Below are 19,615 nucleotides of genomic sequence, written 5' to 3'. Positions count from 1 at the left end.
AAACGATGAAACGTACGGGATTAGTAGTGGCGCTCGCGCTGGGGATGATGTCGCAAACGGTGATGGCGAAAACGCTCAATGTGGTGACCAGCTTTTCCATACTGGGGGATATGACCCGGGAGGTGGGCGGTGACCATGTGAACGTCACGACGCTGGTGGGTCCGGACGGCGATCCGCATACCTTCGAGCCCTCGCCAAAAGATAGCGCGGCGCTAAGCAAGGCAGATGTTGTGGTGGTCAATGGTCTGGGACTGGAAGGGTGGCTGGATCGCCTGGTGAAAGCCTCCGGGTTCAAAGGCCAGCTGGTGGTGGCGTCGCGTGGTGTGCAGACGCATACCCTCGAAGAAGAGGGCAAAACCGTCACTGACCCGCACGCCTGGAACAGCGCGGCGAACGGGGCGCTGTACGCGCAAAATATTCTCAACGGGCTGGTGAAAGCCGACCCAGAAGATAAAACCGCGCTGGAAGCGACCGGAAAACCGTACATCGCGCAGCTTAAGCAGCTGGATAGCTGGGCCAAAACGCGTTTTAGCCAGATCCCGCTGGTGAAACGTAAAGTGCTGACCAGCCATGACGCGTTCGGCTATTTCAGCCGCGCCTACGGGGTGACGTTTATGGCGCCCCAGGGGTTGTCATCAGAGAGCGAGGCCAGCGCGGCACAGGTCGCTGAGATCATTAATCAGATTAAAGCGGACGGCGTGAAAACCTGGTTTATGGAAAACCAGCTCGATCCGCGGCTGGTTAAACAGATTGCTACAGCCACCGGCGCGCAGCCGGGAGGCGAGCTTTACCCGGAAGCGCTCTCGGCAAAAGGAGGCGTGGCAGAGACCTACGTTAAGGCGTTCCGCCACAATGTGGATACCCTCGCTGACAGCATGAAATAATCCTCTCCACCGCCGGTGCGCTCGCATCGGCTTTTTTCTGAATCCCCCTCGTAAATCCTGCAGCGCATCCCCATATCTGACGAGAAAGTGCTATCTTGTGCTGCATGTTTTTCTAAGGCCTGGAGCGAGAATGACTGACCATGAATTGATGCAGCTTAGCGAAGTGGTAGGGCTGGCGCTTAAGCAACGCGGGGCGACCCTCACCACCGCGGAGTCCTGCACCGGCGGCTGGGTGGCGAAAGCGATTACCGATATTGCCGGCAGTTCCGCCTGGTTTGAACGTGGTTTTGTGACCTACAGTAATGAAGCTAAAGCGCAAATGATCGGCGTGCGGGAATCTACGCTCGAACAGCATGGCGCGGTCAGCGAGCCGGTGGTGATTGAGATGGCTATTGGTGCGCTCAAAGAGGCGCGCGCGGATTATGCAATATCGATTAGCGGCATCGCGGGCCCGGACGGGGGCAGTGACGTGAAGCCTGTCGGCACCGTCTGGTTTGGTTTTGCTACCGCCAGAGGAGAAGGGATCACCCGCCGGGAGTGCTTTAGCGGCGATCGCGAAAGCGTGCGTCGTCAGGCAACCGTTTATGCGTTAAAAACGCTCTGGCAACAATTTCTACAAAATACTTGATACTGTATGACCATACAGTATAATTGCACCAACAGAACAGAAATCCACGGTGAAGCACAGTCGCTTCTCCCGGCATGACAGGAGTAATAATGGCTATCGACGAAAACAAACAGAAAGCGTTGGCGGCAGCACTGGGCCAGATCGAAAAGCAATTCGGTAAAGGCTCCATCATGCGCCTGGGTGAAGACCGTTCCATGGATGTGGAAACTATCTCCACCGGTTCGCTTTCTCTGGATATCGCGCTGGGCGCTGGCGGCCTGCCAATGGGCCGTATCGTAGAAATCTACGGGCCCGAGTCCTCAGGTAAAACAACCCTGACGCTGCAGGTTATCGCTGCGGCACAGCGTGAAGGTAAAACCTGTGCGTTTATCGATGCCGAGCACGCGCTGGACCCTGTTTATGCTCGTAAGCTGGGCGTTGATATCGACAACCTGCTGTGTTCTCAGCCGGACACCGGTGAGCAGGCGCTGGAAATTTGTGACGCGCTGGCCCGTTCCGGTGCGGTTGACGTTATCGTGGTCGACTCCGTTGCCGCTCTGACGCCAAAAGCTGAAATCGAAGGCGAAATTGGTGACTCTCACATGGGCCTCGCGGCACGTATGATGAGCCAGGCAATGCGTAAGCTGGCCGGTAACCTGAAGCAGTCCAACACGCTGCTGATCTTCATCAACCAGATCCGTATGAAAATTGGTGTGATGTTCGGTAACCCGGAAACCACTACCGGTGGTAACGCGCTGAAATTCTACGCGTCTGTCCGTCTGGATATCCGCCGTATCGGCGCGGTGAAAGAGGGTGAAAACGTAGTGGGTAGCGAAACCCGCGTGAAGGTTGTGAAGAACAAAATCGCAGCGCCGTTCAAACAGGCTGAATTCCAGATCCTCTACGGTGAAGGTATCAACTTCTACGGCGAACTGGTTGACCTGGGCGTGAAAGAGAAGCTGATTGAAAAAGCGGGCGCATGGTACAGCTACAACGGCGACAAGATTGGTCAGGGTAAAGCAAATGCAATCTCCTGGCTGAAAGAGAACCCGGCTGCGGCGAAAGAAATTGAGAAGAAAGTGCGTGAGCTTCTGCTGAACAACCAGGACGGTACGCCTGATTTCGTGGTGGATAACGCGGGTGCTGAAGAAACCAACGAAGATTTCTAATTCTCTCGTTTAAAGATGAAGGGCTGCTAATGCGGCCCTTTTTGCATTTCTGAATCAGCAGGTTTTTTATGAGTGAATCGACTTCACGCCGCCCTGCCTATGCACGCTTACTGGACCGTGCGGTGCGCATTCTTGCCGTCCGTGACCACAGCGAACAGGAGTTGCGGCGAAAACTGTCGGCCCCCGTCATGAGTAAAAACGGGCCGGAAGAGATTGATGCGACTGCGGAAGATTACGACCGCGTCATTGCCTGGTGCTATGAGCACCGCTATCTGGATGACGAGCGTTTCGCTTCCCGGTTTCTTGCCAGCCGTGGCCGCAAAGGATATGGCCCCGCGCGTATCCGCCAGGAGCTGAACCAGAAAGGGGTCGCCCGTGAAACCATTGAAAAGGCCATGCGCGAATGCGACACAGACTGGTGCGCGCTGGCAAAAGAACAGGCCATTCGCAAGTACGGCGAACCCTTGCCACGTGAATTTTCAGAAAAAGTTAAAATCCAGCGCTTTTTGCTCTACCGCGGCTTTCTGATGGAAGATATTCAGGATATCTGGCGTAATTTTGCGGATTGAACGCATGCGGGATTTTACTTCCCACTAAAGAAAACTTATCTTATTCCCACTTTTTCCAGTAGCTGGTCTGTCCAACGTTTTACCGATACAGGCTTGCTACGACATTTCGTTAGCTTGATTTCAGGATAATTATGAGCAAGAGCACCGCTGAGATCCGTCAGGCGTTTCTCGATTTTTTCCATAGTAAGGGACATCAGGTAGTTGCCAGCAGCTCCCTGGTACCGAACAACGATCCGACTCTGCTGTTTACCAACGCCGGGATGAACCAGTTCAAGGATGTGTTCCTTGGTCTCGACAAACGTAATTATTCCCGCGCCACAACCTCACAGCGTTGCGTGCGTGCGGGCGGTAAACACAACGACCTGGAAAACGTCGGTTACACCGCGCGTCACCACACGTTCTTCGAAATGCTGGGTAACTTCAGCTTCGGCGACTACTTCAAACACGATGCCATTCAATATGCGTGGGAACTGCTGACCGGTGAAAACTGGTTCAACCTGCCGAAAGATCGTCTGTGGGTTACCGTCTATGAAACCGATGACGAAGCCTACGAAATCTGGGAAAAAGAGGTTGGTATCCCGCGCGAGCGTATTATTCGCATCGGTGATAACAAAGGCGCACCTTATGCGTCTGACAACTTCTGGCAGATGGGCGATACCGGCCCTTGCGGTCCGTGCACCGAGATCTTCTACGATCACGGCGACCATATCTGGGGTGGTCCTCCAGGCAGCCCGGAAGAAGACGGCGATCGCTACATTGAGATCTGGAACATCGTCTTCATGCAGTTCAACCGTCAGGCTGACGGTACGATGGAGCCGCTGCCGAAACCGTCCGTTGATACCGGTATGGGTCTGGAGCGTATCGCGGCTGTTCTGCAGCACGTTAACTCCAACTACGAAATTGACCTGTTCAGCACCCTGATTAAAGCCGTTGCGCAAGTGACGGGTGCAACCGATCTGAACAACAAATCGCTGCGCGTTATTGCAGACCATATCCGTTCCTGCGCGTTCCTGATTGCTGACGGCGTGATCCCGTCGAATGAAAACCGTGGCTACGTGCTGCGACGTATCATTCGTCGTGCTATCCGTCACGGCAACATGCTGGGCGCGAAGGACACCTTCTTCTATAAACTCGTTGGGCCACTGATTGGCGTGATGGGCGCAGCCGGTGATGAGCTGAAACGTCAGCAGGCGCAGGTTGAGCAGGTTCTGAAAACGGAAGAAGAGCAGTTTGCTCGTACTCTGGAGCGCGGACTGGCGCTGCTGGATGAAGAGCTGGCGAAACTTAAGGGCGATACGCTGGACGGCGAAACCGCTTTCCGCCTGTACGATACCTACGGTTTCCCGGTTGACTTGACGGCGGACGTTTGCCGTGAGCGCAACATCAAAGTGGACGAAGCAGGCTTTGAAGCCGCAATGGAAGAGCAGCGCCGCCGTGCGCGCGAGTCCAGCGGTTTTGGTGCTGACTACAACGCGATGATCCGCGTTGATGGCGCATCAGAATTCAAAGGCTACGAAAATCTGGAACTGACTGGCAAAGTGACCGCCCTGTTTGTTGACGGTAAAGCCGTAGACAGCATCAACGCGGGTCAGGATGCGGTTGTCATTCTGGACAAAACGCCGTTCTACGCAGAATCCGGCGGCCAGGTTGGCGATAAAGGCGAACTGAAAGGCAACGGTTTCAGCTTCAGCGTAAGCGACACGCAGAAATACGGTCAGGCGATTGGCCATCAGGGCAAACTGACTGCCGGTTCTTTGAAAGTGGGCGAGGGTGTTCAGGCGAACGTTGATGAAGCTCGTCGTGCGCGCATTCGTCTGAACCACTCAGCTACGCACCTGATGCACGCTGCCCTGCGTGAAGTTCTGGGAACGCACGTTGCACAGAAAGGTTCTCTGGTTAACGATAAAGTGCTGCGCTTCGACTTCTCTCATTTTGAAGCGATGAAGCCGTCAGAAATCCGCGCGGTGGAAGATCTGGTGAATGCGCAGATCCGTCGTAACCTGCCTATCGAAACCCATATCATGGATCTCGAGGCGGCGAAGAAGAAAGGCGCGATGGCACTGTTCGGCGAGAAATACGACGACCGCGTTCGCGTGCTGAGCATGGGCGACTTCTCGACTGAGCTCTGCGGCGGGACGCATGCCTCCCGTACCGGCGACATTGGTCTGTTCCGCATTGTTTCCGAATCAGGAACGGCGGCGGGCGTGCGTCGTATTGAAGCGGTAACCGGTGAAGGCGCGATTGCCAGCCTGCATGCGCAGAGCGATCAGCTGCACGACATCGCGCAGTTGTTGAAAGGTGATAGCCAGAACCTGGGCGAGAAAGTGCGCGTTGCGCTGGATCGTACGCGTCAGCTGGAAAAAGAGCTGCAGCAGCTGAAAGAGCAGGCTGCGGCGCAGGAGAGTGCAAACCTCTCCAGCAAAGCTGTAGACATTAAGGGTGTCAAACTGCTGGTCAGCGATCTGGCAGGCGTTGAGCCTAAGATGCTGCGTACTATGGTCGACGATCTGAAGAACCAGCTCGGTTCCACAGTTATCGTGCTGGCGACAGTGGCAGAAGGTAAGGTTTCTCTGATTGCGGGCGTCTCTAAGGATGTGACCGACCGCGTAAAAGCAGGGGAACTGATTGGTATGGTCGCCCAGCAGGTGGGCGGTAAGGGTGGCGGTCGTCCGGACATGGCGCAAGCCGGTGGTACGGATGCGGCGGCACTTCCTGCGGCATTGGCCAGTGTTGAAAGCTGGGTGAGCGCGAAACTGTAATAACTACAAAGCACAAGCAGACGCCATAGCGGTAACGTTATGGCGTCTTGTTCACTGCGCTATCGATAACGATAAAGTCAGGTTGAGTTTGTGTATATCGGCTAAACTTACGTTTAACAGAATGTGATGCCGTGACTGCTTACACTTTACGTGTTTGTCATCGCTTACTTTTTGGCGTTATATGATGGATAATGCCGGGATACAAGAGACCCGACTCTTTTAATCTTTCAAGGAGCAAAGAATGCTGATTCTGACTCGTCGAGTTGGTGAGACCCTCATGATTGGGGATGAGGTCACCGTGACAGTTTTAGGGGTAAAGGGTAACCAGGTACGTATTGGTGTAAACGCTCCTAAAGAAGTATCTGTCCACCGTGAAGAGATCTACCAGCGTATCCAGGCTGAAAAATCCCAGCAGTCCAGTTACTGATATTGTCGCGTCTCGCTGTCGGGCGAGACGCAACCTCTCCCGCCATTTTTCCTGCTTAAAGTTACCGTTTAATTTCAATCGCTCTGTTTTTAACCACTCTCTTACCCTTAACTCGCCTCAACATCACTATTCTGTCATCAGTTTTCTGAGAAGATGCCTGCAAAATCCGCTTATAAAACACCCTCTTTGCAGCTTTTGCATGCGAATTGCGTGTGATTTGTGCAAACGATAAAAGCTTTTGGAAAATTGTTTGACTTATAAGTCCCAGAAAGTAATATATGCGCCACGCAGCGACGAGAAGCTCTTAACGAGTTACTCGAAGCACTCGAAAGAGGCGTTGTGTGGTGAGGTGGCCGAGAGGCTGAAGGCGCTCCCCTGCTAAGGGAGTATGCGGTCAAAAGCTGCATCCGGGGTTCGAATCCCCGCCTCACCGCCATTTTGCATCCGTAGCTCAGCTGGATAGAGTACTCGGCTACGAACCGAGCGGTCGGAGGTTCGAATCCTCCCGGATGCACCATCTATTACTTCATATTGCTTTCGAAGTGATATGAATATCGAGTAGTACAATAGTAAATCCCGATGCATCCGTAGCTCAGCTGGATAGAGTACTCGGCTACGAACCGAGCGGTCGGAGGTTCGAATCCTCCCGGATGCACCATCTTCTCCGAGATAACAGCAAAGCTGTTGTTTCAAGGTCTGCGGGTTAGCCGCAAGCACCAGGGAGGATAACGTTGCTTTAGCAACGGCCCGAAGGGCGAGGCGCAGCCGAGTAATCCTCCCGGATGCACCATTTACTATTTCTGAAAGCAGTACCCTGATGCATCCGTAGCTCAGCTGGATAGAGTACTCGGCTACGAACCGAGCGGTCGGAGGTTCGAATCCTCCCGGATGCACCATCTATTACTTCATATTGCTTTCGAAGTGATATGAATATCGAGTAGTACAATAGTAAATCCCGATGCATCCGTAGCTCAGCTGGATAGAGTACTCGGCTACGAACCGAGCGGTCGGAGGTTCGAATCCTCCCGGATGCACCATCTTCTCCGAGATAACAGCAAGGCTGTTGTTTCAAGGTCTGCGGGTTAGCCGCAAGCACCAGGGAAGATAACGTTGCTTAGCAACGGCCCGAAGGGCGAGGCGCAGCCGAGTAATCCTCCCGGATGCACCAACTTCTTTTCTGTACCACTCTCTTTCTCCCTGGTTATTCCTTCGACGTTCTGTCAGCAATCATTTCTCTTTGAGCGACAAAAACCACCGTTTACGATAAAGTAATGCTTTGTTAATCGTTTAGCGAGAGCACGATGTACGCACAGTATGACGGTTTGATCTTCGATATGGATGGCACTCTCCTGGATACCGAACCCACGCATCGTCAAGCCTGGACTGATGTCCTTGCTCGTTACGGTATGCGTTTCGATCTTCAGGCGATGATCGCCCTCAACGGAGCCCCAACCTGGCGTATAGCGCAGGCCGTGATTGAACGTAATCATGCCGATCTCGACCCGCACCTTCTGGCCCGTGAAAAAACCGATGCGGTAAAAGCGATGCTTTTAGATACCGTGCGCCCGTTACCGTTAATTGACGTCGTAAAAGCATGGCACGGGCGTCGTCCTATGTCCGTTGGCACGGGCAGTGAAAGCGCTATTGCGGAAGCGCTACTCACCCATCTTGGCCTGCGCCATTATTTCTCTGCGGTGGTTGCCGCCGATCATGTTCAAAATCACAAGCCCGCACCGGACACTTTCCTGCGTTGTGCAGAACTGATGGGTGTGCCTGCGGTGAAATGTGTGGTGTTCGAAGATGCTGATTTTGGTATTCAGGCCGCGCGCGATGCCGGGATGGATGTTGTGGACGTCCGCTTACTGTGAGTGACGCGCTGTCACTTTTATCATTATTCGCCAGCAGTTTTTTAAGCGCCACGCTCTTGCCGGGAAATTCGGAAGTGGTGCTGGTAGCGATGCTGTTGTCTGGCGTGAGTCAGCCCTGGTTGCTCGTGTTAATAGCAACAATGGGTAATAGCTTTGGAGGGCTGACTAACGTTATTCTTGGGCGTTTCTTTCCGCTGCGTGAAAAATCGCGCTGGCAGGAAAAGGCAGTCGGCTGGCTAAAACGCTATGGCGCTGCCACGCTGTTATTAAGCTGGATGCCTGTAATAGGTGATTTACTGTGCCTGCTGGCGGGATGGATGCGCATCTCCTGGGGGCCAGTGCTCTTTTTTTTGTGCCTTGGCAAGGCGTTGCGCTATGTTCTCGTGGCATGGGCAACACTACAGGGTATGACGTGGTGGCACTAATTGGTGGAATGAATACGCGACCTTCAATCGTCAACCATTACAATTATGCTGAGTAACAATACTTTGACAGGCGGGAGGTCAATTTGATCCCGGACGTATCTCAGGCGCTGGCCTGGCTGGAAAATCACCCTCAGGCACTGAAGGGTATTCAGCGTGGTCTTGAGCGTGAAACGCTGCGCGTTAACGCGGACGGTAGCTTAGCGACAACGGGTCACCCGAAGGCGTTAGGCTCGGCGCTGACACATAAATGGATCACAACCGATTTCGCTGAAGCGCTGCTGGAATTCATCACGCCAGTGGATGGTGATATTGATCATATGCTAACGATTCTGCGCGACATCCATCGCTACACTGCCCGCAATCTGGGTGATGAGCGTATGTGGCCGCTCAGCATGCCGTGCTATATCGAACAAGGCCAGGAGATTGAACTGGCGCAATACGGCACGTCAAATATCGGTCAACTGAAAACGCTCTATCGTGAGGGGCTGAAAAACCGCTACGGTGCGTTGATGCAGACCATTTCTGGCGTGCATTACAATTTCTCTTTACCCATGGCGTTCTGGCAGGCGAAGTGTGGCGAAACGGATAAAGACGCGATCTCCGCGGGCTACTTCCGCCTGATCCGCAACTACTATCGTTTTGGCTGGGTCATTCCGTATCTGTTTGGCGCATCGCCTGCGATATGCTCGTCATTCCTGCAGGGGAAACCGACCACGCTGCCGTTCGAGAAGACAGAGTGTGGAATGTACTATCTCCCGTACGCCACCTCCCTGCGTCTTAGCGATCTGGGTTATACCAATAAGTCGCAAAGCAATCTCGGTATTACGTTTAACGAATTGCACGAATATGTGGCAGGATTGAAGCGGGCGATCAAAACGCCGTCGGAAGAGTACGAGAAAATCGGCCTCGAAAAAGACGGTAAGCGCCTGCAGATCAACAGCAACGTGCTGCAGATTGAAAATGAACTGTACGCGCCTATTCGTCCGAAGCGCGTTACGCGCAGCGGTGAAACCCCGTCGGATGCACTGCAGCGCGGCGGGATTGAATACATAGAAGTGCGCTCGCTGGATATCAACCCGTTCTCACCCATCGGCGTTGATGAGCAGCAGGTTCGCTTCCTGGATCTGTTTATGGTCTGGTGCGTACTGGCGGATGCGCCGGAAATGAGTTCAGAGGAACTGCTCTGTACCCGTACCAACTGGAACCGCGTGATTCTGGAAGGGCGCAAGCCGGGTCTGACGCTGGGTATTGGCTGCGAGACAGCGCAGTTCCCGCTGACGAAAGTCGGTAAGGATCTGTTCCGCGACCTGAAGCGTGTTGCCCGAACCATGGACAGCATTGACGGTGGTGAAGCCTATCAGAACGTGTGCGACCAGCTGGTTGAATCGTTTGATAACCCGGAACTGACGTTCTCCGCGCGTATTCTGCGTTCTATGATTGATCAGGGTATTGGCGGCACCGGGCGTTCGCTCTCTGCGGAATACCGCGAGATGCTGAAGCAGGAGCCGTTAGAGATTCTGAGTGAAGCCGATTTTGTGGCAGAACGAGACGCCTCTGTCGTGCGTCAGAAAGAGGTTGAAGCGGCGGATACGGAGTCGTTTGAGGCGTTTCTGGCGAAACAGGCTTAACAGAAAAGAAAAAGGCCACATCGCTGTGGCCAAAATATACATCTCTGAATTCAGGGATGATGATAACAAATGCGCGTCTTTCATATACTCAGACGTGCATTTTGTAGAAGAGTTCAGTTTATTTTAAAAAAAATCACTATCGGAGGTGACGTATGCCGTTATTAGATAGCTTTACTGTCGACCATACCCGTATGGAAGCACCTGCAGTACGTGTGGCGAAGACCATGCACACCCCGCACGGCGACACGATCACCGTATTCGATCTGCGCTTCTGCGTGCCCAACAAAGAAGTGATGCCAGAGAAAGGCATTCACACCCTGGAGCACCTGTTTGCCGGGTTTATGCGCGACCACCTGAACGGTAATGGCGTTGAGATCATCGATATCTCTCCGATGGGTTGCCGTACCGGTTTCTACATGAGCCTGATTGGTCAGCCTGAAGAGAAACGCGTCGCGGATGCCTGGAAAGCGGCAATGGAAGATGTGCTGAAGGTGAAAGAGCAGAACCAGATCCCTGAGCTGAACGTATATCAGTGCGGAACTTACCAGATGCACTCTCTGGAAGAAGCCCAGGAGATCGCGCGTCATATCATCGAGCGTGACGTTCGCGTAAACAGCAATGAAGAGCTGGCGCTACCAAAAGAAAAACTGCAGGAACTGCACATCTAGTGCACCTTTTCCCTCTCCCTCAGGGAGAGGGTAGGGTGAGGGGGTGTTTAACCTCATGACCACGACCTCAACCTTCTCCTTTACCCATCGCCCACTTGTTCCTTATGCCCATGATTACCTTCATGGCGACAGCGAGCCGTGGCATCAGCACGACTGCGCGCAATTGCTGCATACCCTGAGTGGGGTGGTGAGAGTCGATACCGCATCAGGTTGTTGGGTGGTGCCGCCCGGACGCGGCGTCTGGCTACCCGCGGGCACTCCGCACTCTTTGCGTATTACCGGCAACGTTGCGGCGCGTACGCTGTTTATCGATCCCCTGGCGCGAGCCGATCTTCCGGCAACCTGTCAGATAGTCCAGATCTCCGGTCTGTTACGCGAACTTATCCTCACCTCGCTGACGCTTGAGGCGTCCTACTCGCCTGGCAGTCGTGATGAGCGCGTATATGAGCTCATTCTGGATGAAATCCGCACGATGCGGGTGCTGCCGTTTCACCTGCCTGAGCCGGAAAGCGAGCCGTTGCGTACCCTTTGCCAGCAGATCCGGCTGTTGCCGGGGGAAAGCTGGGGCAGCATGCAGGCCGCAAACACGCTTGGTATGAGTGAACGTACGATGAACCGCCATTTCAAGCAGCAGACGGGGTTAAGCTACGGTGAGTGGCTAAGAAGGGCGCGCCTGATGGAAGCGCTGCTGCGCCTGGGACAAGGTCAGCCAGTGCTACGCGTGGCGCTGGATCTGGGCTACGGCAGCCACAGTGCCTTTACGGCGATGTTTCGCCGGGTGATGGGGATATCACCCAGCGATTATTTCAAAGACAGCTAGCTGACAGCATTGAACAGGGCCTGAAGAGACGCGCGGGCCACGTCGCTGTCAATGCCGACGCCCCAGCGGTTGCTACCATCCTGAAACAGACAGCGGATATACGCCACCGAGCGGCTGTCGCTGCGCTCCCCAAGCGTATGTTCGTGATAGTCCTTAATGACAAACGGGGTCGTGACCCAGCGGCTTATACCATTGGCCGCCGCGGATAACAGCCCGTTGCCTTGCCCCTCCAGCTGGCGCATCCCGCCCTGCGTCGTGACGCTTGCCGTCAGATGTAACTGCCCGTCCTGCTGGCTGTCGCTACGGTAAGCGTGCAGGGCAAAGCCCGGCGTCTCTACCAGCCCATAACGTGTGCGGAACAGTTGCCACAGCGCATGCTGCGTCATCTCTTTACCGTGCTGGTCGGTTTCCTGCTGTACGTGCTGGCTAAAGTCCTGCTGCAGGGCGCGGGGTAATTTCAGACCATGGTTTTGTTCAATAAGCCACGCGCTGCCGCTTTTTCCTGACTGGCTGTTAACCCGGATCACCGCTTCGTAGGTGCAACCAATATCCTGTGGGTCAACCGGCAGATAGGGCATTTCCCAGCGTTCGTCAGGCTTGCGGGCATCAAAGCCTTTCTTGATGGCATCCTGGTGTGAACCCGAAAATGCGGTATACGCCAGCCGTCCTGCCCACGGATGGCGCGGATGCACCGGCAGCTGGTTGCAGGTTTCTACCACCTCCACCACGTGATTCATGTCGCTAAAGTCCAGATTCGGGCTAATCCCCTGGCTGTAGAGGTTCATCGCCAGCGTGACCAGGCAGACGTTACCGGTTCGTTCCCCGTTACCAAACAGACACCCTTCGACACGGTCTGCACCGGCCATCAGGGCCAGCTCCGCGCTGGCGACACCGGTGCCGCGGTCGTTATGCGGATGGACGCTGATGCAGACATCGCTGCGGCGGCTGAAATGACGGCAGAAATACTCAATCTGATCGGCATAGACATTCGGTGTACTGACCTCAACGGTGGCCGGTAAGTTGATCACCATCGGGCGTTCGGCGCACGGCTGCCAGATGTCCGCCACGGCTTCGCAAATCTCCAGCGCAAAGTCCGGCTCGGTAAAGCAGAAAGTTTCCGGAGAGTATTCGTATTGCCAGCGGGTGGCGGGATTCTCTTCGCACAGCGTGCGGATAAGACGCGTGGAACGGGTCGCCAGCTCAACGATTTGCGCTTTCTCCATGCCGAACACCAGGCGGCGGAACAGCGGGGCGGTGGCGTTATACAGGTGTACGGTGGCCTGCTTCGCCCCGCGCAGCGACGCAAAGGTGCGCAGGATAAGGTCTTCACGCGCCTGGGTTAATACCTGAATGGTGACGTCATCCGGAATGCGGTTTTCGTCGATCAACTGACGCACAAAATTGAAGTCCGTCTGCGAGGCAGAGGGGAAAGCGACTTCGATTTCTTTGAATCCGCAACGCAGTAACAGCGCCCAGAACTGCAGTTTGCGGTTGCTGTCCATCGGCTCGGCAAGGGCCTGATTACCGTCACGTAAATCGGTGGAAAGCCAGCGCGGCGCCTGCGTGAGGCGTTGCTCAGGCCAGCGGCGATCGGGCAGGGAAATAGCAGGTTGAGGTTGGTATTTGTCGGAAGGTGTTTTCAGCATGGTGCGCTCCTGTTGTCTTTTCACTATCGTGAATCGATTTCAGGAGCGCTGCTTTATCGTTACTGACAATCGCTGTCGCGATCTGGACACCGCACGTTAGTGCGCACCGCCGCCACCGCCTCCGGCGCCAAACGGTGGTCGGGCAAACCATACCAGTCCCAGCAGGATGATAAAGATCCCCGCCGATATCCAGAATATCTCGTTTGCCGAGATAATCAGACCCTGGTTGGTGATCTGCTGGGCGATCCAGCCGGATGCCTGCTGCTCCGTCATCCCCATTCCCTGAAGCTGACTGTACATCTGCTGCGAGTTAGGGTTAAACGGGTTCACCGCTTCGGTCAGCTGCGCATGGTGCATCGACTCGCGGTTGGTCCAAAGGGTCGTGGTGATCGACGTCCCGATGGAGCCTGCCAGCGTACGCGTAAAGTTCGACAGGCTTGATGCCGCCGCCATGCGCTCTGGCGGCAAGCCAGAAAGCGTAATGGTCGTCAGCGGCATAAAGAAGCACGCCACGGCGAAGCCCTGAATGAACTGCGGCCATGCGGATGCGCCAAAGTCCATGCCCGGCTCGAACGTATACGCGCGCCAGTAGAAGCACACCGCGTACATGATAAAGCTGAAGGTCACCAGCCTGCGCATGTCGAGCTTGTGAGCGAAGCGGCCGATAATCGGCGACAGCAGGACCGGAATTAACCCCACTGGCGCAGAAGCCAAACCTGCCCAGGTTGCGGTGTAGCCATATACCTCCTGCAACAGCTGCGGCAGCAGAACGATTGCGCCGAAGTAGAGCATGTAGGCCAGGCTGATACACAGGCAGCCGATGGTGAAGTTTCGCGACTTAAACAGCGAGAGATCGACGATCGGGTTATCGTCCGTCAGCTCCCAGACGATCAGGAAGCTCAGCGATATCACCGCGACAACGGTCAGGATGATAATCTCTGTCGAGTTAAACCAGTCCAGCTCTTTACCCTGATCGAGCATCACCTGCAGGCTACCGATCCCGACCACCAGCAGCGCCAGACCAATGGCGTCAATTCGCCGCTGCTCTGTTCGGGTTTCGCGACCGCGCAGCGTTTGCAGGGTCAGCATCACCACCAGCGCCCCAATCGGCACGTTGATGAAGAAGATCCAGCCCCAGTGGTAGTTGTCGCTGATATAGCCGCCGAGGATAGGCCCGCAAATCGGTGCGACAATCACCGTCATTGACCACAGCGCCAGCGCAATAGAGCGCTTAGCGGGCGGATAGTTGTTCAGCAGCAAACTCTGCGACAGCGGAATCAGCGGCCCGGCCACAATCCCCTGAATGACGCGGAAGATGATCAGCATCGTCAGGCTGTTGGACATACCGCACGCCCAGGAGGCGAGCACGAACAATACCGTTGACCACAGGAACAGCTTCACTTCACCGACGCGCTTCGCCAGCCAGCCGGTGATAGGGATGGAGATGGCGTTTGCCACCCCAAACGAGGTAATGACCCAGGTACCCTGGCTCAGTGACGAGCCAAGGTTACCGGCGATGGTCGGGATCGCCACGTTTGCGATGGTAGAGTCCAGCACCTGCATGAATGTCGCCAGCGACAGCGCAATGGTCATGATAACCAGTTGCGCCCCCTCCAGCGGTTTTTGCGGCTTTTGCTGTTGCATAACGCTCACCTTCGGATTAACCGGCGTTTGCCTTCACGATGTCATCGATCAGTTTATTGACCGGATCGAGGCTAATTTCACGGGCGTTACTTTCATAAGCCGGGGTGCTGCGCACCTGACTTGCCAGGATCTGACCATCGCGGTTGGCGGTATCAACCGTTACCAGCGTAGAGAGGCCAATACGCAGCGGATGGTCCGCCAGCTGTTTTGCATCCAGTTCAATACGTACAGGCAAGCGCTGAACCACTTTGATCCAGTTCCCGGTGGCGTTTTGCGCTGGCAACAGGGAGAAGGCACTGCCGGTCCCCATATCCAGGCCGACCACTTTCCCGGTGTACTTCACGTCATCACCGTAAATATCACTGATCACCGTCGCGGTCTGGCCGATACGCATATGGGCAAGCTGCGTCTCTTTAAAGTTCGCATCAACCCACAGGTTGTCCGCCGGAACGACCGCCATCAGCGGCGTGGTTGGACTAATTTGGGCGCCAGGCTGGACGGAACGACGAGAGACGTAGCCGGTCATCGGGCTGACAATTTTAGTACGCTGCAGGGCAAGCCACGCGTTGCGCACGTCGGTGGCAGCCTGTTGCACGGCAGGCTGGTTTTCCAGGCTAGTGCCCAGCACCATCGCCTGGTTGGCGTTGTACTGTTGAATCGCCACGTCCAGCTGCGCCTGTGCGCTGGCAACGGCATCACGCGCGTGCTGCAGCTCTTCACGGCCAATCAGGTTGGCAGTGCCGAGGGGAACGCGACGGTTCAGGTCGCTCTGCGCCTGCGCCAATGCGGTTTTCTGCACGTCGATGTTGGCCTGCAGCTGCTTGCTGTTGATCATCAGCTGGCGGGTCTGACGGACGCTGGAGGCCAGCGCGGTCTGGGCTTTTTCAAAAGCCTGTTGGGCGTCGGTCGGATCGAGCGTGACCAATACATCCCCTTTTTGCACAAAATCGGTGTTATCAGCCCAGACTTTCGTCACGCTGCCCGATACCTGCGCCATAATTTGTACCTGGTTCCCTGCCACGTATGCATCGTCTGTCTCTTCAGCATGACGCAATACTAAAAACCAATAGATCCCATATGCCACGGCAATAATAATAAAGAGCAATGTCAGTACAATAAGGGCGCTTTTGCGTTTGCCCTTTTTATTGACCGGTTGCTGCGGGGTAGTGCTCTCCGCATTTGCGCTCATTGTTGTTCTCCACGATCTTCTTATTTTCACATCGGCTGAGCAGAGCTGTTGTCAGAAAGGCCAGCAGTGTGACGTGCTGGCCTGTCGGTTTTCTTATGAGTCTGGGATTGTTGAGCGTGTTGTCGCGTTAGCGCAGCGCCTCTAGAACAGCGCCGTCTTCATCCATCTGGTCCAGACGGGTCAGCAGCTTGCGAGTAATGTGCTCAAGCTGGTCGCGCTCGGTGGTGCTGAGGGCAGACCACAGTTGATGCAGGCAATTATGCTGAGGTGGCAGCACCTCACGCAGGAATTGGTGACCTTTGTCGGTCAGCTGCAGATGCAGGCAGCGGCGATCGTTATCGCTTTCACGGCGTTCAATCCAGCCGCGTTTTTCCAGTTCGTCGGCAATACGGGTGGCATTAGTACGGGATGAACCCAGCGCGCAGCTCAGCTCTGACGGCTGAATGCTGTGATTTTCCTGAGACTCCAGCGTAATTAACGCCATAAACAACGTCTCGTTAATCCCTTGAGCTTTCAGCATTTTATTACGATTTTCCAGTAGCTTACCCTGCATGTGCATGCACAGGCGGGTCAGCAGGATCTCCTGATACGGGAAGTCCTCATGACGACTGGCGCGGAATTTAAGCATTTGTTCAATGGGCGTAAACGAACTATCCATTTGGGCATAACCTCATTAATTACAGCCGATATAGTAACGATAGTGACAAATAATGTAAATGAATTATTTGTGCGGTAATATCCGCCAAACTTATGTCACCATCAGAAAGCGCCGGGTAAGTCCGTGACCCGGTGAGCACAGAGAGCGTTGGGAGTGAACCCGCGGAAGAGAGGATGTGAGGACGGGGGTCTGAACTATTCATGCCGGTAGAAAATATGTCACCCACATTAAAATTTCTGGGATAAATGATTACGTTTACATTAACAGACTGCAGGGCCCCTTTACACCCTAAGAGGCCCAAAGCAATGTAAAACTTAGTTAATTACGTCCTGGCGATGGTACCCACGCCACCATACTAGCAGATTCAGCGCGGCGACGATTGCCCCTATCCCACACACGCCTGACCAACCGGCATGCTGCCACGCCGAGGCTGAAATTAACGAACCCGCTGCGCCGCCAATAAAATAGCTGGTCATGTATCCGGCCGTGAGGCGGTTACGCGCCTCTGGCTTCACGCGGTAGATGACGGTCTGGTTAGTGATATGCACGCCTTGCACGGTGAGGTCGAGTACCAGAATACCGACGATCAGCGCCAGCACAGAGGTATGGCCATACCAGATGGCTGCCCAGGAGAGCAGGAGCAGAACCAGCCCGGCAGAGGTCGTCAGATGGGATTTGCCTTTATCCGCCAGTCCGCCCGCCGGACGCGCGCCCAGAGCTCCCGCAGCGCCCGCCAGACCAAACAGACCAATCACCGCTTCGGAATAATTGAACGGCGGTGCGGCCAGCAGAAACGCCATTGAGGTCCATAAGATGCTGAAGTTGGCGAAGGTCAAACAGCCCAGCAACGCACGCGTACGCAGCAGTTTATCGTGTGTGAAGAGGCTGAAAACGGAGGCGAGAAGCTGCGGATAATTAAGGTGATTTTCCTGCTTCACCTTTGGCAGCCCGCGCCACAGGGCAAGCGCCATCACGGCCATCAGTACGCTCGCCACCCAATACACGGTACGCCAGCCACCAAGACTTGCCAGCAGCCCGGCGACGGTCCGCGCCAGCAAAATCCCCAGCAGCAGGCCGCTCATGATTGTTCCCACCACCTTGCCGCGCTTTTCTGGTGAGGCGAGAGTGGCGGCGAGCGGAACCAGAATCTGCGCCACGACGGAGAACAGACCCGTTAACGCGGTGCCGATAATCATCATCGTTAACGAGTGGCTGCTGGCGGTGATCAGCATCCCGCCTGCGGCCAGTAGGGTCATGGAGACAATCAGCATCCGACGCTCAAACATATCGCCCAGCGGCACGAGGAAAAGCAGCCCGGCGGCATAGCCAAGCTGCGCGGCGGTGACAATAAAGCCAGCTGAGCTGGCAGAAAGGTTAAACGCGCGGGCGATGGTATCAAGCAGTGGCTGCGCGTAGTAGTTACTGGCGACTGCCAGACCCGTTGCCACGGACATTAAAAGGATGAGTGCCGGGCTAAGCCCTTGAGTTGTTTTAGTCATCAGGTTCAGGAATCGTGAGTTAAGTGATTATTTTTCCCTGAACCATAATAGCGAATGATTGTGAATGTGGTGGGATTGTTACGTGCTGGATTGTGCGGTTTAGGGGAGTTAACCCTCTCCCGTGGGGAGAGGGCAGGTCTGAAGGGCTCTTATGACTTCTGCGCGTCCATCGCTTCTTTTACCCAGCCATCAAACTGTTGCTGGTGGGCTTTGATCCAGCCATCCACGTGGCCTTTGATGTCAGCTTCGGACGATTTCCCCGCGTGCATCATCGCGTTCTGGGCGTTGATGTCCGCCAGAGGCAGTTTCATCACCGAGAACAGCTTCGCTGCCGCCGGGTTTTTCTCAGCCCAGGCTTTGTTAGCAACGATATGCATCGTGTTTACCGGGAAGCCATAGTTCATGCCGTTTGGCAGTTTGGTGTCGATATCTTTCTGCTCGCCCGGCAGGGAAGAGAAGGGCACCTGCAGCCACACCACGTCTTTCCCCGGCTTCAGCACGTCGCTCACCCAGTACGGTGTCCAGGTGTAATAGATAACCGGTTTACCCTCTTTGAAGCGGGCAATGGTGTCGGCCATCATCGCCGAGTAGTTACCGTGGCTGACGTCGACCGTTTTCGCCAGGTCAAAGGCTTTGTTCTGGTGATTAATCACCGCCTCACAGCCCCAGCCCGGCGAGCAGCCCATCATGTCAGCTTTGCCGTCACCGTTGGTGTCGAACAGTTTGGCAATCTTCGGATCCTTCAGTTGCTCGATATTGGTGATGTGGTACTGGTCGGCTGTTTTCTTGTCGATCAGGTACCCCTGCGCCGCACCGGTCACGAAGGTGCCTTCACGGTAGAATTTTTTATCCCCGCCGGCGGCGGCATACATGTCGTCGTGCAGCGGCTGCCAGTTGACGGCGGTAAAGGTGGCATCACCGGAGGCAATCGAGGTGTAGCCCACGTTGTAATCCACTTCACTTGGGGTGTTGACCGTATAGCCCAGTTTTTCCAGCGCGCGGCTGACTAACAGCGTCTGGAAGGTCTCTTCTGAAATGGTGCTCTGCACCGGTTGCACGGTAATGCCTTGGCCCGGCAGGTCTGCAGCAAACGTGCTGGTGGATACAAGGGTGGCAAACGCTGTGGCAAAAAGTACGCGATGTCGCATCGTTGTT

General features: G+C 55.0%; 17 protein-coding genes and 5 tRNA genes. 16 read left to right on the top strand and 6 right to left on the bottom strand.

Features of this window, described 5'->3' with window-relative positions; all coding sequences use genetic code 11:
* Positions 1-5 precede the first annotated feature (5 nt).
* The 16 genes from HV340_RS17645 to HV340_RS17570 all read left to right on the top strand — a co-directional run bounded on the left by HV340_RS17645 (position 6) and on the right by HV340_RS17570 (position 11,824).
* Entirely contained in the window at positions 6-884 is an 879-nt protein-coding gene (locus HV340_RS17645; RefSeq protein ID WP_040018929.1) for a metal ABC transporter substrate-binding protein, read from the top strand.
* Positions 885-1,014: 130 nt separating this feature from the next.
* The gene (gene pncC / locus HV340_RS17640; RefSeq protein ID WP_020883854.1) at positions 1,015-1,512 is read left to right on the top strand and encodes a nicotinamide-nucleotide amidase; all 498 of its coding nucleotides are present in this window, start codon (positions 1,015-1,017) and stop codon (positions 1,510-1,512) included.
* An 89-nt stretch (positions 1,513-1,601) separates the two neighbouring features.
* Positions 1,602-2,660: a recombinase RecA gene (gene recA, locus HV340_RS17635; protein ID WP_020883855.1), complete on the top strand. Its 1,059-nt coding sequence runs from the start codon at positions 1,602-1,604 to the stop codon at positions 2,658-2,660.
* Positions 2,661-2,728: 68 nt separating this feature from the next.
* On the top strand, positions 2,729-3,229 hold the full coding sequence (recX, locus tag HV340_RS17630) for a recombination regulator RecX (protein ID WP_014171334.1): 501 nt from the start codon (positions 2,729-2,731) through the stop codon (positions 3,227-3,229).
* A 131-nt stretch (positions 3,230-3,360) separates the two neighbouring features.
* Positions 3,361-5,988 carry an alanine--tRNA ligase gene (gene alaS, locus HV340_RS17625; protein ID WP_014171332.1) on the top strand — a complete coding sequence of 876 codons (2,628 nt, stop codon included), beginning with the start codon at positions 3,361-3,363 and terminating at the stop codon, positions 5,986-5,988.
* 241 nt (positions 5,989-6,229) lie between these two features.
* Complete coding sequence (gene csrA, locus HV340_RS17620) at positions 6,230-6,415, top strand: carbon storage regulator CsrA (protein ID WP_000906486.1); 186 nt, start codon at positions 6,230-6,232, stop codon at positions 6,413-6,415.
* A gap of 343 nt (positions 6,416-6,758) precedes the next feature.
* Positions 6,759-6,851 (top strand) — tRNA-Ser (locus tag HV340_RS17615).
* A 4-nt stretch (positions 6,852-6,855) separates the two neighbouring features.
* Positions 6,856-6,932, top strand: a tRNA-Arg gene (locus HV340_RS17610).
* Positions 6,933-6,996: 64 nt separating this feature from the next.
* Positions 6,997-7,073: transfer RNA gene (locus HV340_RS17605), tRNA-Arg, on the top strand.
* 161 nt (positions 7,074-7,234) lie between these two features.
* A tRNA-Arg gene (locus HV340_RS17600) sits at positions 7,235-7,311 on the top strand.
* 64 nt (positions 7,312-7,375) lie between these two features.
* Positions 7,376-7,452 (top strand) — tRNA-Arg (locus tag HV340_RS17595).
* Positions 7,453-7,716: 264 nt separating this feature from the next.
* Complete coding sequence (gene yqaB, locus HV340_RS17590; RefSeq protein ID WP_014171331.1) at positions 7,717-8,283, top strand: fructose-1-phosphate/6-phosphogluconate phosphatase; 567 nt, start codon at positions 7,717-7,719, stop codon at positions 8,281-8,283.
* Positions 8,280-8,708, top strand: coding sequence for a YqaA family protein (locus tag HV340_RS17585; protein ID WP_032678833.1), 429 nt, complete (start codon positions 8,280-8,282; stop codon positions 8,706-8,708). Before yqaB ends, HV340_RS17585 begins: the two co-directional genes overlap by 4 nt.
* A gap of 83 nt (positions 8,709-8,791) precedes the next feature.
* Positions 8,792-10,336 carry a glutamate--cysteine ligase gene (gene gshA, locus HV340_RS17580; protein WP_014171329.1) on the top strand — a complete coding sequence of 515 codons (1,545 nt, stop codon included), beginning with the start codon at positions 8,792-8,794 and terminating at the stop codon, positions 10,334-10,336.
* Between the two features lie 152 nt (positions 10,337-10,488).
* The gene (gene luxS, locus HV340_RS17575) at positions 10,489-11,004 is read left to right on the top strand and encodes an S-ribosylhomocysteine lyase (RefSeq protein WP_008499539.1); all 516 of its coding nucleotides are present in this window, start codon (positions 10,489-10,491) and stop codon (positions 11,002-11,004) included.
* Between the two features lie 55 nt (positions 11,005-11,059).
* Positions 11,060-11,824 (top strand): helix-turn-helix transcriptional regulator, encoded by a 765-nt coding sequence (locus tag HV340_RS17570; protein ID WP_041162833.1) that lies wholly within the window; start codon positions 11,060-11,062, stop codon positions 11,822-11,824.
* Here the strand turns inward: HV340_RS17570 and leuA are convergent.
* From leuA to proX, 6 genes are all read right to left on the bottom strand, one after another.
* Positions 11,821-13,470 (bottom strand): 2-isopropylmalate synthase, encoded by a 1,650-nt coding sequence (gene leuA / locus HV340_RS17565; RefSeq protein WP_181216126.1) that lies wholly within the window; start codon positions 13,468-13,470, stop codon positions 11,821-11,823. The two genes, HV340_RS17570 and leuA, sit on opposite strands and share 4 nt — an antisense overlap.
* A 96-nt stretch (positions 13,471-13,566) precedes the next feature.
* The gene (emrB, locus tag HV340_RS17560; RefSeq protein ID WP_020883860.1) at positions 13,567-15,114 is read right to left on the bottom strand and encodes a multidrug efflux MFS transporter permease subunit EmrB; all 1,548 of its coding nucleotides are present in this window, start codon (positions 15,112-15,114) and stop codon (positions 13,567-13,569) included.
* Between the two features lie 16 nt (positions 15,115-15,130).
* Complete coding sequence (gene emrA / locus HV340_RS17555) at positions 15,131-16,303, bottom strand: multidrug efflux MFS transporter periplasmic adaptor subunit EmrA (protein ID WP_020883861.1); 1,173 nt, start codon at positions 16,301-16,303, stop codon at positions 15,131-15,133.
* 127 nt (positions 16,304-16,430) lie between these two features.
* The gene (gene emrR / locus HV340_RS17550; RefSeq protein ID WP_014171323.1) at positions 16,431-16,961 is read right to left on the bottom strand and encodes a multidrug efflux transporter EmrAB transcriptional repressor EmrR; all 531 of its coding nucleotides are present in this window, start codon (positions 16,959-16,961) and stop codon (positions 16,431-16,433) included.
* Positions 16,962-17,275: 314 nt separating this feature from the next.
* Entirely contained in the window at positions 17,276-18,460 is a 1,185-nt protein-coding gene (locus HV340_RS17545; RefSeq protein WP_014171322.1) for an MFS transporter, read from the bottom strand.
* A 149-nt stretch (positions 18,461-18,609) separates the two neighbouring features.
* Complete coding sequence (gene proX / locus HV340_RS17540; RefSeq protein WP_181216125.1) at positions 18,610-19,608, bottom strand: glycine betaine/L-proline ABC transporter substrate-binding protein ProX; 999 nt, start codon at positions 19,606-19,608, stop codon at positions 18,610-18,612.
* Positions 19,609-19,615 lie beyond the last annotated feature (7 nt).

Source organism: Enterobacter sp. RHBSTW-00975 (genome assembly GCF_013615235.1).
Taxonomy (GTDB): domain Bacteria; phylum Pseudomonadota; class Gammaproteobacteria; order Enterobacterales; family Enterobacteriaceae; genus Enterobacter; species Enterobacter ludwigii.
Note: the sequence above shows the minus strand (reverse complement) of the source record. Positions and strands in the feature narration are given on the sequence as shown.